Raw genomic sequence first — 12,303 nt, forward strand, 5'->3', positions numbered from 1 at the left:
CCAGTAACCCCTTCTCCTCAATAATAAGTTGCAACACCTGCATTCTTTTTCAGCAGGTCCTGATAAAGCTCCGCATAGGGTTCCACAGCCTGTTGCCAGTTGAACGGCGCTGCCATGGCACGGCAACGCATGGCATTGAGCAGTGCTGTGTTGGCGAACACCTTGAAGGCACGATTCAGGGCTTCGGTGTAGCTTTCTACGGTGGAATCATCGAAGAGGAAGCCGGTCACTCCGTCTTCAATCGTGTCCGCCAGACCGCCGGTATTGCGTGCGACCGGCAGTGAACCGAAACGCTGGGCGTACATCTGGCTCAGGCCGCAAGGCTCGTAGCGGGATGGCATCAGCAGGAAGTCGCTCCCGGCGAACATGCGGCGGGCGTCGGTTTCATTGAAGCCGATACGTACACTGATCCGGCCGGGGAAACGTGCCGCCAGGGCGCGCATGGCTTCCTCTTCCTCAGGCTCGCCACGACCGATGATCGCGATTTGCCCACCCTTATTGACGATGTGCTCGGCCACGCCAATGGTCAGGTCCAGTCCCTTCTGGTACACCAGCCGCGAAACCACGGCGAACAGCGGACCTGTAGACGGGTCGAGCTCGAACAGCTCGCGAACGTAGTCGGCGTTGATTTCCTTGCGCAGCCATTCATTGGGTGCGAAATGGCAGATCAGGTGCTCGTCGGTGCTGGCATCCCAGCTGGCGTCGATGCCGTTGGGGATCCCGCTGAGCTGACCTTTGTCGGCCTTGCTTTGCAGGAAGCCTTCCAGGCCGCAGCCGAAGTCGGCGGTGGTGATTTCCTTGGCGTAGGTGGCGCTGACCGTCGTGATATGGCTGGCGTAGGCCATACCGGCCTTGATGAAGGACAGCTTGCCGTAGAACTCCATGCCGTTGCTGCTCAAGGCTTCGTCCGGAATCCCCAGTTCACGACTCGACGCAGTACTCACGGTGCCTTGGTAAGCCAGGTTGTGAATGGTGAAAATGCTTGGCGTGGTCTGTCCGCGCCAGCGCATATAGGCTGGAGCCAGACCGGCAGGCCAGTCGTGGGCATGGACCAGTTCCGGGCTCCACTGGCTTTTTACTGCGCCAGCGGCGAAATCGGCTGCTGCCAGGCCCAGGCGGGCGAAACGGATGTGGTTGTCGGACCAGTCGCGGCCGTTGGCGTCACCGTAAGGGGTGCCTTCGCGTTCGTACAGTTCGGGGCAGATCAGTACATAAATGACCAGACCGTCCTTCATGTCCATGCGACCGATCTTGCAGGCTGGCAGGGCGGCATAGCCTCCCAGTTCGCTGATGACGTGGATCGGGTTGCCACTATTGAGCACTTGCGGGTAGCCCGGGATCAGCACGCGCACATCATGAAGATGACGCATGGCCCGTGGCAGGGCAGCAGATACATCGCCCAGGCCGCCGGTTTTTACCAGATCAGCCAGTTCAGAGGTCACGAACAGCACTTTGCGTCTGTTGACCGGGGAGATCATGGGCTGTGCGGTTGAAGTGGGTAGTTGGAGCTGAGGAACAGTGGTTGTAGCAAATGATGGTAGATGAGTCAGCTCGTTGGCCAGCTGATTAAAACTCTCTCCCTTCTGGGTTTTGACCGCGGCGCTAATCATCGTTTTCTCCCATTCAACACAGTGTTGGTACGGCATTGGCGTTTTATGAGCCATTTCCTATGGCTGGCGTTATTGCACTACGCAAAATCAGTACCTGTTTTGCAGCTTGCGCAGTGATGGAGCATTGGAAGCAGGCCCAATGCTTATTGGTCAGCCAATAGCATAGGCGCTCTAAGCAGATGACCCGGCCGTTTTGGAGAAGTTTCGACTTTTTTATGGCGAAATGTCTGGCATGGGCGTCAGGCGTAGATAACGCTCGTGTCTTGGGAGCCCGCAAAGGCAGGGGTGCGTCTTTATGGTGCGGATTCTGGAGGGAAAAAAGCCCTGATGACCGGTCGTCGGATAGCCTGATGGCGGGTGCAGAATCGAGCGAATTCAATGACAGATGCCATTATTTTGCGCAATTTTCCGGCAGCAAACAGGTTGTATGCCTCTTCCGGGTGCGTCAGGCGTTTTATCTTTGGGCGTCTGAAGAAATTTCCTACGTTAAGGCTGGAACATTTTGGGGTGATGCGCGATAGAATCTGCCCTCTTTGGCTTGCCTTCCTGCGTGCTCGCCATATGGAATCAAACTGTGTTGTCGTAATGAAGAGGTTGGAAATGGAAGCCCCAGAGGTGCTGGTACTGCAAGCGAGCTACACCAATCCTGTGCATGCCGAAGCGATTGGGTTCGTCTTGAATCACTATGCCGAAGATGTCATGGGCGGTGGCGAGTCACTATCGGTCGATACTCGTCAGCAACTGGCAATCGAACTGGCCAAGCGACCTCATGCTTTCAGTGTGCTGGCTTTTATCGCTGGGGAGCCGGTAGGACTGATCAACTGCTTTGAGGGTTTTTCGACTTTCGCCTGCCGCCCGCTGGTCAACATCCATGACGTGGTCGTGCTTGCCCAATACCGTGGCCGAGGCATCTGCCAGAAAATGCTCGCCAAGGTCGAAGAAATCGCTCGTCAGCGTGGCTGCTGCAAGCTGACACTCGAAGTGCTGGAAGGTAACGCGGCGGCGCAGGCCGTCTATGCAAGGCAGGGATTTGGCAGCTATGAGCTGGATCCGAAAATGGGACGTGCCATGTTCTGGCAGAAAACGCTTTAAGCTACGCTCATCGCGGGCAAGCCGGATATCAGGCTTGCCACTGAGCGTTGGGGCGGGGTATGCAGGTCAGGCTTGCAGGGCTGTGCCAGGACCGGCCAGTTGTGCTTGCTGCAGAAGCAGGCTCAAGTGGGCTACCTTGCTGAGCAATTGTTCACGCTCTTCTTTGAGGGCGCGCAGTTCGTCGCGACGGATAGTGACGTACAGGGTTTGTGGTGCAAGTGCTGGTAGTACAGTGCCCATTGCTCACCTCGCAAATGGCGGATTCAACGTCGGAAAGACCTCTGCATTGACAATCACTCCTTGAATCGCCACTGCTTATCTCTCTATCGGCTCCGATTTTGATTTCTTTTGCACGAAATTGGAACTTTTTTATTTTTAATTGTCGCGAACCTTTCGCGTTAACGCCAAAATGCAGTACCGGGCGGATGTAAATGCTGCTGTCCCTACCTTGGGGAACCGATGCCAGAGCTTTCTTGACTAACCAGCATGTGTCACTGAATCAAGTGCTGGAACCGAGAAAGTGAGGCACCTTTTTACAGATTGAGGAGCACCTTTTCATGCAACTTGGGATTGTTGGACTGGGCCGCATGGGCGGCAATATTGCACGGCGACTGATGCTCGATGGCCACAGCACTGTGGTCTATGACCGCGATGAAGCCTCTCGCAATACCCTGGCCAACGAAGGTTCGACGGCTGCCGACGACCTCGCGTCACTGGTCGCCGCGCTCGAAAAACCACGTGCTGTCTGGGTCATGCTCCCGGCCGGTGCTCCGACCGAAGACACCATTCAGGTGCTGAGCCAGTTGCTGGAAGCCGACGATGTGATCATCGATGGCGGCAACACCTTCTACAAGGACGACATCCGTCGCGCCAAGGAGCTGACCGAAAAAGGTCTGCACTACATCGATGTCGGCACTTCCGGCGGTGTGTGGGGCCTGGAACGCGGCTATTGCATGATGATCGGTGGTGAAAGCGCCATCGTAGAGCGTCTGGACCCGCTGTTCGCCACTCTGGCTCCGGGCTATGGCTCCATCGAGCGCACCAGGGACCGCAAATCCAGCGATGATCGTGCCGAGCGCGGCTATATCCACTCGGGCCCGGCCGGTTCCGGTCACTTCGTGAAGATGATTCACAACGGCATCGAGTACGGAATGATGCAGGCCTTTGCCGAGGGCTTCGATCTGCTCAAGCAGAAGAACTCCGAGCACCTGCCGCCCGAGCAGCGTTTCGACCTCAACACTGCCGACATCGCCGAAGTCTGGCGTCGTGGCAGCGTGGTTTCGTCCTGGCTGCTGGACCTGACCGCCGATGCCCTGGCAACTGATCCTGATCTTGATGCATTCTCCGGTTCCGTGGCCGACAGTGGCGAAGGCCGCTGGACCATCGAAGCCGCCATCGAGCAGGCCGTGCCGGTTCCGGTGTTGTCCAGCGCGCTGTTTGCCCGCTTCCGTTCGCGTCAGACCAGTTCTTACGCTGACAAGATGCTTTCCGCCATGCGCTTCGGGTTCGGTGGTCACAAGGAACCCAAGTAATGGGCCTGTCACGCGGCAAGGCCGCACACAAGGCTGAGGTTGCTCCTGCTACGACATTGTTTCTGTTCGGTGCTCACGGTGACCTGGTAAAGCGTTTGTTGATGCCGGCGCTCTACAACCTGGCGCGTGACGGACTGTTGGATGAGGGGCTGCATATTGTCGGTGTCGATCACAATGCGATCAGTGACACCGACTTTGCCCTCAAGCTGGAAAACTTCATCCGCCAGGAGGCCTCCAGCAAGGTCTCCGAGGCGGGTGGGGAAGCCCTGGACCCTGAGCTCTGGGGCAAGCTGGCCAAGCGCATCAGCTATGTGCAAGGCGACTTTCTCGACGATTCGACCTATCAGGACATTGCCAGCAAGATCGAGGGCAGCGGCACGGCCAATGCCGTTTTCTATCTTGCTACGGCGCCACGCTTCTTCAGTGAAGTGGTTTCGCGACTCGGTTCCTCGGGCCTGTTGACGGAGGCCGAGGGCAGCTTTCGCCGGGTGGTGATCGAAAAACCGTTCGGTTCGGATCTGGCCAGTGCGGTTGAGCTCAATGCCTGCCTGCTCAAGGTCATGACCGAAAAGCAGATTTATCGCATCGACCATTATCTGGGCAAGGAAACGGTACAGAACATTCTGGTCACCCGTTTCTCCAACGCCTTTTTCGAGTCGTTCTGGAACAACCACTACATCGACCACATCCAGATTACGGCAGCTGAAACCGTGGGTGTCGAAACCCGTGGCAGCTTTTATGAGAATACCGGGGCATTGCGCGACATGGTGCCCAATCACCTGTTTCAGTTGCTGGCCATGGTCGCCATGGAACCACCGGCAGCGTTCGGCGCCGATGCGGTGCGTGGCGAGAAGGCCAAGGTCATCGGCGCGATTCGGCCGTGGAGCAAGGAAGAGGCACTGAGTAACTCGGTGCGCGGCCAGTACACCAAAGGCCGGTCGGGTGATCGTGACGTTGTCGGCTATCGCGACGAAGAGCGCGTTGATGCTGACAGCACGACCGAAACCTATGTGGCCCTCAAGGTGCTGGTGGATAACTGGCGTTGGGTCGGGGTGCCGTTCTATCTGCGCACCGGCAAGCGCATGAGCTCCCGTGATACCGAAATCGCTATCTGCTTCAAACCGGCGCCTTATGCCCAGTTCCGGGATACCGAGGTCGACCGGCTCAAGCCCAATTACCTGCGAATCCAGATTCAGCCCAATGAGGGCGTCTGGTTCGATCTGTTTGCCAAGCGTCCGGGGCCGACCCTGGACATGGAAGACATCGAACTGGGTTTTGCTTACAAGGACTTTTTCGAGATGCAGCCATCGACCGGCTACGAAACCCTGATCTACGACTGCCTGACGGGCGACCAGACGCTGTTCCAGCGCGCCGACAATATCGAGAATGGCTGGCGCGCCGTGCAGCCGTTTCTGGATGCCTGGGCCGACAAGCCCGAAGTGCAGTTTTACAAGGCCGGTGAAGACGGGCCTGAGGCTGCGCAAGACCTGCTGATCCGTGATGGCCGCGAGTGGCGCCAGATCGATGACTGAGCGCTCGAAGTTACTCATCCGCTTCCTGTTGTCCGATATCGATGGCACCTTGCTGCTCCCCGATCACAGCCTCACTTCGGCTACTGTCGAGGCCGTGGGGCGGCTGCGCGATGCCGGGATTCACTTCACCCTGGCCAGCAGTCGGCCGCCACGGGCCATGGGGCAGATCATCGAAGCATTGGGCGTCGATCTGCCGACCGTCTCTTTCAACGGCGGCACTATCACTCATCCCGATGGCAGCCTGCTGGCGGCCCATCGAATCGAGCCAGAGGCTGCGCGCACTTGCCTGGAGCTGTTCGCCACTGAAGAGGTCGCGGTCTGGGTCTTTGCCGATGACCAATGGCTTCTGCTCGATCCTCACAGCGCTTATGTCGATCACGAGCGTCATGCGCTGGGTTATGAGCCGCTGCTGGTGGACAGCTTCGAGCCGTATCTGGATCGCATCGACAAGATCGTGGCCTCCAGCACTGACTTCGATTTGCTCGAAACCCTGGAAAACCGGCTCAACCCCTTGATTGAAGGGCAGGCCCTGGCGGCGCGTTCGCAATCCTATTACCTCGATGTCACGGCTTTGGCGGCCAACAAGGGCACGGCCCTGATGACGCTTGCCGAGTATCTGGGTGTCGAACTGGTGAATACGGCTGCCATTGGCGATGGTGGCAACGATGTCGCCATGTTCCAGGTGGCTGGGCTCTCCATTGCCATGGGTCAGGCCGATGCGAGTGTGCGAGGGCAAGCCTATATCGTCACCGAAAGCAACCTTCAGGACGGTGTGGCTCAGGCCATCGACCGTTATATCCTGCCGCGCTGAGGTCTGCTGTTCCCGGCGCGGCTTCACGATAGGGACGGACATTCTCGAATGGCTGCACTGATTGAAGACTACGCATTGCTGGGTAATTGCCGGACTGCCGCTCTGGTTGCCCGGGATGGTTCACTGGATTGGCTGTGTTTTCCGCGTTTCGATGCACCTGCCTGTTTCGCGGCCTTGCTGGGCGACAGTGATAATGGTCGCTGGAAGATTGCACCGGCAGAAGAGGTCATATCGGTCGAGCGTAGCTATCGCGACGGCACTCTGATTCTGGAAACCCTGTTCAGGACAGCGAGCGGCCGTGCAATGCTGATCGACTTCATGCCCATGGGGGCTGACAATCAGGTGGTGCGGATCGTGGTCGGCCTTGAAGGGAAGGTCCGGTTCAGCATGGACCTTGCCATTCGTTTCGATTACGGCAGTACGGTGCCGTGGGTCGAGAGAAAAGACCCTCATACCCTGACCGCTGTTGCCGGACCTGAAATGCTGGTGCTGCGCAGCCCGGTTTCCCTGCAAGCTCATGATCACCACACCGGCAGTGACTTTGATGTGGCTGCTGGCGAACGCAAGGTCTTTACCCTGGCTTACCAGCCTTCCTACGAGCCGATACTTCCCGAAACCGATGCCGGGCAGGCGATGGTCCGCACCGAAGCTTTCTGGCGAGCATTTTCCGATCGCTGTCCTGATGTCGGGCCGTGGACGGCACAGGTCAAGCGCTCGCTGATTACCCTCAAGGCCATGACTTACCAGCCTACGGGCGGCATCGTTGCCGCAGTGACGACTTCGTTGCCCGAGCAGTTGGGAGGTGAGCGCAATTGGGATTACCGCTATTGCTGGCTACGGGATGCGACCATGACGCTGCTGGCGTTCATGAACTTGGGCTATTTCGAGGAAGCGACAGAATGGCGTGACTGGCTGCTGCGTTCGGTGGCGGGTAATCCCGACCAGATACAGATCATGTACGGGCTGGGCGGTGAGCGGCGGCTGCTGGAGTATGAATTGCCCTGGCTGAGCGGTTACAAGGGATCGCAACCGGTGCGCATCGGCAACGGTGCCGCAACCCAGATGCAGCTGGATGTCTACGGCGAAGTGGCCGATGCCATGATCCAGGCCCTCAAGGGCGGCATGCCGCGACACCCGCGCAGCATTGCCATTTCCAAGGTGGTGATGCCGTTTCTGGAGACGGTCTGGCATTTGCCGGATGCCGGTATCTGGGAGATTCGTTCCGAACCCCGGCACTTTACCCATTCCAAGGTCATGGCCTGGGTGGCGTTCGATCGCAATGCCACGCAGATTGCCCAGGCTGCGGACAACGACGAAGACCGGGCGCTGGCGCGGCACTATCGGGATGTGGCGGATCGCATCCATGCCGATGTCTGCCTCAATGGCTTCAATGAGCAACTGGGCTGTTTCGTGCAGACCTATGGCGCCACCGAAATGGATGCCAGCCTGTTACAGATTGCCCTGACCGGATTCCTGCCTGCCACCGATCCCCGGGTGGTCGCTACCGTGGACAGGATCGAGCGCACCCTGATGCAGGACGGCCTGTTGTTGCGTTATGACAATGAACGCAGTGTCGACGGCTTGTCGGGAACCGAAGGGACTTTCCTGGTGTGTTCGTTCTGGCTCGCCGATGTGTACGTCCTGCAGGGCCGTGCGCGGGAGGCCAGAGAACTGTTCGACCGCTTGTGCGGCCTGTGCAACGACGTAGGACTGCTGGCCGAGCAATACGAGCCCCAGGGCAAGCACATGCTGGGTAACTTCCCCCAGGCGTTCAGCCATATCGGCATCATCAATACCGCGCTGAACCTGCACCGTGCGGAGTGCCCGCTCAAGGCGCGTACATCGGCTGGTTTTGAAAGCATTGCGGGGTAGCTTGTTCGCGAATAAATTCGCTCCCACAGGATGGCTGTGTGCGAATTCATTCGCGAAAAGGAAGTGAGCGATGGCTGGCAATCGATCCCGCAAAGAGGCTGCTACGGTTAAAGAGCCTTGCTGACTTTCACATCGCTGATCTGGTCATCGCTCTGGCCGTGCATTTTTTCCAGTGCAGCCCTGGCTTCTTCTACCGAGGCCGATTGCAGTTGTGCGAATTCGAAGCGGCGCTCGCCATTGAGTTTGTAGCTGACGGCGTACTTGGTGGTGCTGGCAGGGTTGTTCACATTGGCTCCTTGGGCATCAGCTCAGGCGAGAGGTCGAACGGCGGACGATCTTGATCGAGTGGGTGAACTGCGGTTTTCGGCCAGGAGTCGCGCTCGGCTTGCGGCCGGTGGTATCGATGGTGATATTCCAGAAACCGGTGCTGGGCGCTGCGATCTTGGCCGGGAACTTGTCGAAAGCACCGCCGTGGTAGGTATGGCGTCCGCCGTTCTTGAAGCTGCGAAAGTTGGCATCGTTCATCAGGCGAATATTGCACGTTTGCGAGCATTCGATGACGACCAGATCGTCCTCGTTCAAGTGCTCACGCTGGTGTACGAATTTCATGGGTGTCTCCGAAAGCAGTGGCTTTTTCTGAAAAATCAAAACGATAGCATGCGGGGCGTGCCATTTGCCGTTGTTTGGGCGTCAATTGCGCTCTTTCTGGTAAAAAGTGTCCCGTTCGGGATCTAATTGCGCCTGTGCTTGTCGTAGCACCTTTAAATTGGAGGGGATTGTATGAAACTGGCCGTTGTAGTCATGGCTTTGGCGATGAGCGGATGTGCGACCGTTGCTGATATCGAGCACTCGCCTGCAACCCTGAACGTGATTTCCGGCAAGACGCCTCAGCAGTATGCCGACTGTTTCGCCGGCAAGATCAGCGAGAGTCGCAAGCCCCCGCTCATCGAGCCTCATCGTGACGGCCTGCGCCTGATCGTTGCGCAAAGTTTCAGCAGTGACCCCGCAGCGGTGATTTATGTCGAGAATCGCTCCGGAGGCAGCACGATCAAGGTCCATGAACGTCTTTCCAACCTGCCTTTGCGTTTCAAGGATGTGCGCAACGCTGCCGAGGCCTGCATTTCAGGCTGATCGCCCTCTATTTGCACACCACCAGAACGCTACGGCTCTTGTAGTTGCCCACGTCCAGGCCAAGGGTTTTCTCGCTCTCGGCGGGGCGGGGCGTGCCATCGGTGCCGACGATCTCGTAACCGGTGCCCGCACAGGAAGCATCGGCCTTTTCATAGCAGCTGGCCCATGACATCGCTTCACCCGAGCAATCGATGCTCAGGCCTTGCTTGCCATTTTTCAGGTAGGTGTTGGAGGCGGTGGCGCAGCCAGTCAGGCCCAGTACAGCAATAATGGACAGAACTCTGATCATGTTTTTCGCTTCAAGATAAGGCCGGGGGAAGTTTGCAATACGAGGCTTGGACTGATCGCCGGTGCCATCGTTCCGCCATGTGATCCATGATAATTCTTCTGTCATGTGTCTGTCGTCATGTCATCACCGTGCTGCAATCGGTTTGCGTTGCAATCGTCGCAAATCCGAATGGAGAGGCGACTCATGCGACTGTGCATAATCGGTGCCGGATACGTGGGGCTGGTAACGGCGGCCTGCTTTGCCGAAATGGGCAATCAGGTGCTGTGTGTCGAAACCCGCCTGCAGAGAATCGCCGCCTTGCGGCGTGGTGAGTGTCCCATTTACGAGCCAGGTCTTGAGCCCATGCTCAAGGAACATCAGGCCAGCGGGTTGCTCAGGTTTACCTCAAGCCTGGAGGAGGGCGTACGCCAGGCCGAGATCATTTTCATTGCCGTGGGCACGCCGGGCAACGAGGACGGTGCGGCGGACCTGTCCCAGGTACTGAAAGTCGCCGATCAGTTGGGGCAATACCTGAATCGGGCTTGTCTGGTGGTCAACAAGTCAACCGTACCGGTGGGCACTGCCGAAGCGTTGTCCCTGCGCATCAACGGGCATCTTTCGCGACGCGGTCTGACAGCTCGTGCAAGGGTGGCGAGCAACCCCGAGTTTCTCAAGGAAGGCGCGGCCATCGAGGACTTCATGAGGCCGGACCGGGTGATTCTGGGCTGTGCGGAGGCTGAGTCCGCGCAACTGTTGCAACGTTTGTACGGGCCGTTTCTGCGCAACCGCGAGCGCGCGCTGGTCATGGACATACGCGCCGCAGAGTTCAGCAAATACGCCGCCAATGCCTTCCTGGCGACAAAGGTTTCCTTCATCAACGAAATGGCCGGCCTGTGTGCTCATCTGGGCGTGGATATCGAGCAGGTGCGGCGCGGTATCGGCAGTGATAAACGCATCGGTACGCATTTCATCTACGCCGGTTGCGGCTATGGCGGTTCGTGTTTCCCCAAGGATGTGCGGGCACTGATTCGAACGGCCGAGCAGCAGGGGTTCGATCCGCAGATTCTGCGTGCCGTTCAGCAGCGCAATGCAACCCAGAAGACCTTGCTGTTCGAGGCCTTGCACCAGCATTTTGGCGGTTATATGCAGGGGCGGGTGGTTGCGTTGTGGGGGCTGGCCTTCAAGCCCGGCACGGACGACATTCGTGAAGCGCCAAGCCTGGTGCTGATCGATGCCTTGCTGGCGGCGGGTGTCAAAGTGCAGGCCACGGACCCGGCGGCCATGGGACCGGTGGCCGAATATTATTGCGGCGCAGTGCAAAGTGGTCAGCTACGCTTGAGCGAGTCGCTGTACAACTGTGTCGAAGGCGCAGATGCAGTGGTTCTGCTGACCGAATGGAAGCAGTTTCGTCAGCCGGATTTCATCCGCGTACGGGGCCTTATGCGCATGCCCGTGATTTTCGATGGGCGCAATATCTATGATTTTGCGGAACTATCTGCTCATGGATTCCTCTACCATGGCATCGGACGGCCAGTGGCGGGGCATTGTAAGGTGACCGCCGCCTGATTAGACTGCGCCGCTAACACCAACAGCCCTTACCAAGGACTTTTATGATCAAGAAATGCTTGTTCCCAGCAGCCGGTTACGGCACTCGCTTTTTGCCAGCGACCAAGGCCATGCCCAAGGAAATGCTGCCGGTGGTCAACAAGCCACTGATCCAATACGGTGTGGAAGAAGCGCTTGCAGCTGGTCTGAATGAGATCTCCATCGTCACCGGTCGCGGCAAGCGCGCACTGGAAGACCATTTCGACATCAGCTACGAGCTGGAACACCAGATCAAGGGTACGGATAAAGAGAAGTACCTGGTTGGTATTCGCAAGCTGATCGACGAGTGCAGCTTCTCCTACACTCGCCAGACCGAAATGAAAGGCCTGGGTCACGCGATCCTCAGCGGTCGTCCTCTGATCGGCAAGGAAGCGTTCGCCGTTGTTCTGGCGGACGACCTGTGTGTGAACCTCGATGGCGACGGCGTACTGGCCCAGATGGTCAAGCTGCACAACCATTACGGCTGCTCGATCATCGCGATCCAGGAAGTCGATCCGCAGGAAACCAACAAGTACGGCGTCATTGCCGGTGACGAAATCAAGCCGGGCCTGTTCCGTGTCACCGACATGGTCGAGAAGCCGAAGCCTGAAGACGCTCCATCGAACATGGCGATCATCGGTCGTTACATTCTGACGCCGGACATCTTCGAGAAAATCGAACAGACCGCTCCAGGCAAAGGCGGCGAGATCCAGATCACCGACGCCCTGATGAAGCAGGCTGCCGAAGGCAACGTGCTGGCCTACAAGTTCAAGGGCCAGCGTTTCGACTGCGGCGGCGCAGAAGGCTATATCGAAGCAACCAACTTCTGCTTCGAGCACTTCTACAAAACGGGCAAGGCTTACTGATTCAC

Annotated in this window: 14 protein-coding genes; 9 read left to right on the forward strand and 5 right to left on the reverse strand. The window is 58.0% G+C overall.

The features are described from left to right. Positions 1–17: 17 nt before the first annotated feature. The gene (gene glgA, locus KQP88_RS10940) at positions 18–1,610 is read right to left on the reverse strand and encodes a glycogen synthase GlgA (protein ID WP_216705675.1); all 1,593 of its coding nucleotides are present in this window, start codon (positions 1,608–1,610) and stop codon (positions 18–20) included. Between glgA and KQP88_RS10945 the strand changes: the two genes are divergently transcribed. Both KQP88_RS10945 and KQP88_RS10950 read left to right on the forward strand, forming a co-directional pair. Further along, positions 1,542–1,727, forward strand: coding sequence for a hypothetical protein (locus KQP88_RS10945; protein WP_198728923.1), 186 nt, complete (start codon positions 1,542–1,544; stop codon positions 1,725–1,727). The two genes, glgA and KQP88_RS10945, sit on opposite strands and share 69 nt — an antisense overlap. Positions 1,728–2,210: 483 nt before the next feature. After that, complete coding sequence (locus KQP88_RS10950; RefSeq protein ID WP_216705933.1) at positions 2,211–2,702, forward strand: GNAT family N-acetyltransferase; 492 nt, start codon at positions 2,211–2,213, stop codon at positions 2,700–2,702. A 66-nt stretch (positions 2,703–2,768) separates the two neighbouring features. Here the strand turns inward: KQP88_RS10950 and KQP88_RS10955 are convergent, their stop codons facing one another. Beyond that, positions 2,769–2,942 carry a DUF6026 family protein gene (locus KQP88_RS10955; protein ID WP_200994869.1) on the reverse strand — a complete coding sequence of 58 codons (174 nt, stop codon included), beginning with the start codon at positions 2,940–2,942 and terminating at the stop codon, positions 2,769–2,771. A gap of 317 nt (positions 2,943–3,259) precedes the next feature. On the opposite strand from KQP88_RS10955, the gene gnd reads away from it, so the two are divergent. Genes gnd through KQP88_RS10975 form a run of 4 tightly spaced genes read left to right on the forward strand, consistent with a single transcriptional unit; the run spans position 3,260 to position 8,449 of the window. Continuing rightward, positions 3,260–4,234: a phosphogluconate dehydrogenase (NAD(+)-dependent, decarboxylating) gene (gene gnd, locus KQP88_RS10960; RefSeq protein ID WP_216705676.1), complete on the forward strand. Its 975-nt coding sequence runs from the start codon at positions 3,260–3,262 to the stop codon at positions 4,232–4,234. After that, entirely contained in the window at positions 4,234–5,766 is a 1,533-nt protein-coding gene (gene zwf, locus KQP88_RS10965; protein ID WP_200994871.1) for a glucose-6-phosphate dehydrogenase, read from the forward strand. Before gnd ends, zwf begins: the two co-directional genes overlap by 1 nt. After that, the gene (locus KQP88_RS10970; RefSeq protein ID WP_216705677.1) at positions 5,759–6,577 is read left to right on the forward strand and encodes an HAD family hydrolase; all 819 of its coding nucleotides are present in this window, start codon (positions 5,759–5,761) and stop codon (positions 6,575–6,577) included. Before zwf ends, KQP88_RS10970 begins: the two co-directional genes overlap by 8 nt. 48 nt (positions 6,578–6,625) lie before the next feature. Beyond that, positions 6,626–8,449 (forward strand): glycoside hydrolase family 15 protein, encoded by a 1,824-nt coding sequence (locus KQP88_RS10975; protein WP_216705678.1) that lies wholly within the window; start codon positions 6,626–6,628, stop codon positions 8,447–8,449. 107 nt (positions 8,450–8,556) lie between these two features. On the opposite strand, the gene KQP88_RS10980 is transcribed toward KQP88_RS10975, so the two are convergent. Beyond that, the gene (locus KQP88_RS10980) at positions 8,557–8,736 is read right to left on the reverse strand and encodes a hypothetical protein (RefSeq protein WP_198728896.1); all 180 of its coding nucleotides are present in this window, start codon (positions 8,734–8,736) and stop codon (positions 8,557–8,559) included. Between the two features lie 16 nt (positions 8,737–8,752). After that, positions 8,753–9,058 carry a DUF1883 domain-containing protein gene (locus tag KQP88_RS10985; RefSeq protein WP_200994874.1) on the reverse strand — a complete coding sequence of 102 codons (306 nt, stop codon included), beginning with the start codon at positions 9,056–9,058 and terminating at the stop codon, positions 8,753–8,755. Positions 9,059–9,229: 171 nt separating this feature from the next. Here KQP88_RS10985 and KQP88_RS10990 point away from each other — a divergent pair, with 171 nt between their 5' ends. After that, positions 9,230–9,580 carry a hypothetical protein gene (locus KQP88_RS10990; RefSeq protein WP_198728897.1) on the forward strand — a complete coding sequence of 117 codons (351 nt, stop codon included), beginning with the start codon at positions 9,230–9,232 and terminating at the stop codon, positions 9,578–9,580. 7 nt (positions 9,581–9,587) lie between these two features. Here KQP88_RS10990 and KQP88_RS10995 read toward each other — a convergent pair whose 3' ends face one another. Next, the gene (locus KQP88_RS10995) at positions 9,588–9,869 is read right to left on the reverse strand and encodes a hypothetical protein (RefSeq protein WP_025259914.1); all 282 of its coding nucleotides are present in this window, start codon (positions 9,867–9,869) and stop codon (positions 9,588–9,590) included. Between the two features lie 183 nt (positions 9,870–10,052). Here KQP88_RS10995 and KQP88_RS11000 point away from each other — a divergent pair, with 183 nt between their 5' ends. Both KQP88_RS11000 and galU read left to right on the forward strand, forming a co-directional pair. Next, positions 10,053–11,414: a UDP-glucose dehydrogenase family protein gene (locus KQP88_RS11000; protein WP_216705679.1), complete on the forward strand. Its 1,362-nt coding sequence runs from the start codon at positions 10,053–10,055 to the stop codon at positions 11,412–11,414. Positions 11,415–11,458: 44 nt separating this feature from the next. Further along, the gene (galU, locus tag KQP88_RS11005; RefSeq protein WP_025259916.1) at positions 11,459–12,298 is read left to right on the forward strand and encodes a UTP--glucose-1-phosphate uridylyltransferase GalU; all 840 of its coding nucleotides are present in this window, start codon (positions 11,459–11,461) and stop codon (positions 12,296–12,298) included. Positions 12,299–12,303: the final 5 nt, after the last annotated feature.

The sequence above is a fragment of the Pseudomonas lijiangensis genome, assembly GCF_018968705.1.
GTDB classification, from domain to species: domain Bacteria; phylum Pseudomonadota; class Gammaproteobacteria; order Pseudomonadales; family Pseudomonadaceae; genus Aquipseudomonas; species Aquipseudomonas lijiangensis.

Coding starts and splice junctions, on each gene's coding strand:
- KQP88_RS10995 (WP_025259914.1), bottom strand. CDS start 9,869: ATGATCAGAGTTCTGTCCATTATTGCTGTACTGGGCCTGACTGGCTGC.
- KQP88_RS10955 (WP_200994869.1), bottom strand. CDS start 2,942: ATGGGCACTGTACTACCAGCACTTGCACCACAAACCCTGTACGTCACT.
- KQP88_RS11000 (WP_216705679.1), top strand. CDS start 10,053: ATGCGACTGTGCATAATCGGTGCCGGATACGTGGGGCTGGTAACGGCG.
- gnd (WP_216705676.1), top strand. CDS start 3,260: ATGCAACTTGGGATTGTTGGACTGGGCCGCATGGGCGGCAATATTGCA.
- KQP88_RS10990 (WP_198728897.1), top strand. CDS start 9,230: ATGAAACTGGCCGTTGTAGTCATGGCTTTGGCGATGAGCGGATGTGCG.
- galU (WP_025259916.1), top strand. CDS start 11,459: ATGATCAAGAAATGCTTGTTCCCAGCAGCCGGTTACGGCACTCGCTTT.
- KQP88_RS10985 (WP_200994874.1), bottom strand. CDS start 9,058: ATGAAATTCGTACACCAGCGTGAGCACTTGAACGAGGACGATCTGGTC.
- glgA (WP_216705675.1), bottom strand. CDS start 1,610: ATGATTAGCGCCGCGGTCAAAACCCAGAAGGGAGAGAGTTTTAATCAG.
- KQP88_RS10970 (WP_216705677.1), top strand. CDS start 5,759: ATGACTGAGCGCTCGAAGTTACTCATCCGCTTCCTGTTGTCCGATATC.
- zwf (WP_200994871.1), top strand. CDS start 4,234: ATGGGCCTGTCACGCGGCAAGGCCGCACACAAGGCTGAGGTTGCTCCT.
- KQP88_RS10975 (WP_216705678.1), top strand. CDS start 6,626: ATGGCTGCACTGATTGAAGACTACGCATTGCTGGGTAATTGCCGGACT.
- KQP88_RS10950 (WP_216705933.1), top strand. CDS start 2,211: ATGGAAGCCCCAGAGGTGCTGGTACTGCAAGCGAGCTACACCAATCCT.
- KQP88_RS10945 (WP_198728923.1), top strand. CDS start 1,542: ATGAGTCAGCTCGTTGGCCAGCTGATTAAAACTCTCTCCCTTCTGGGT.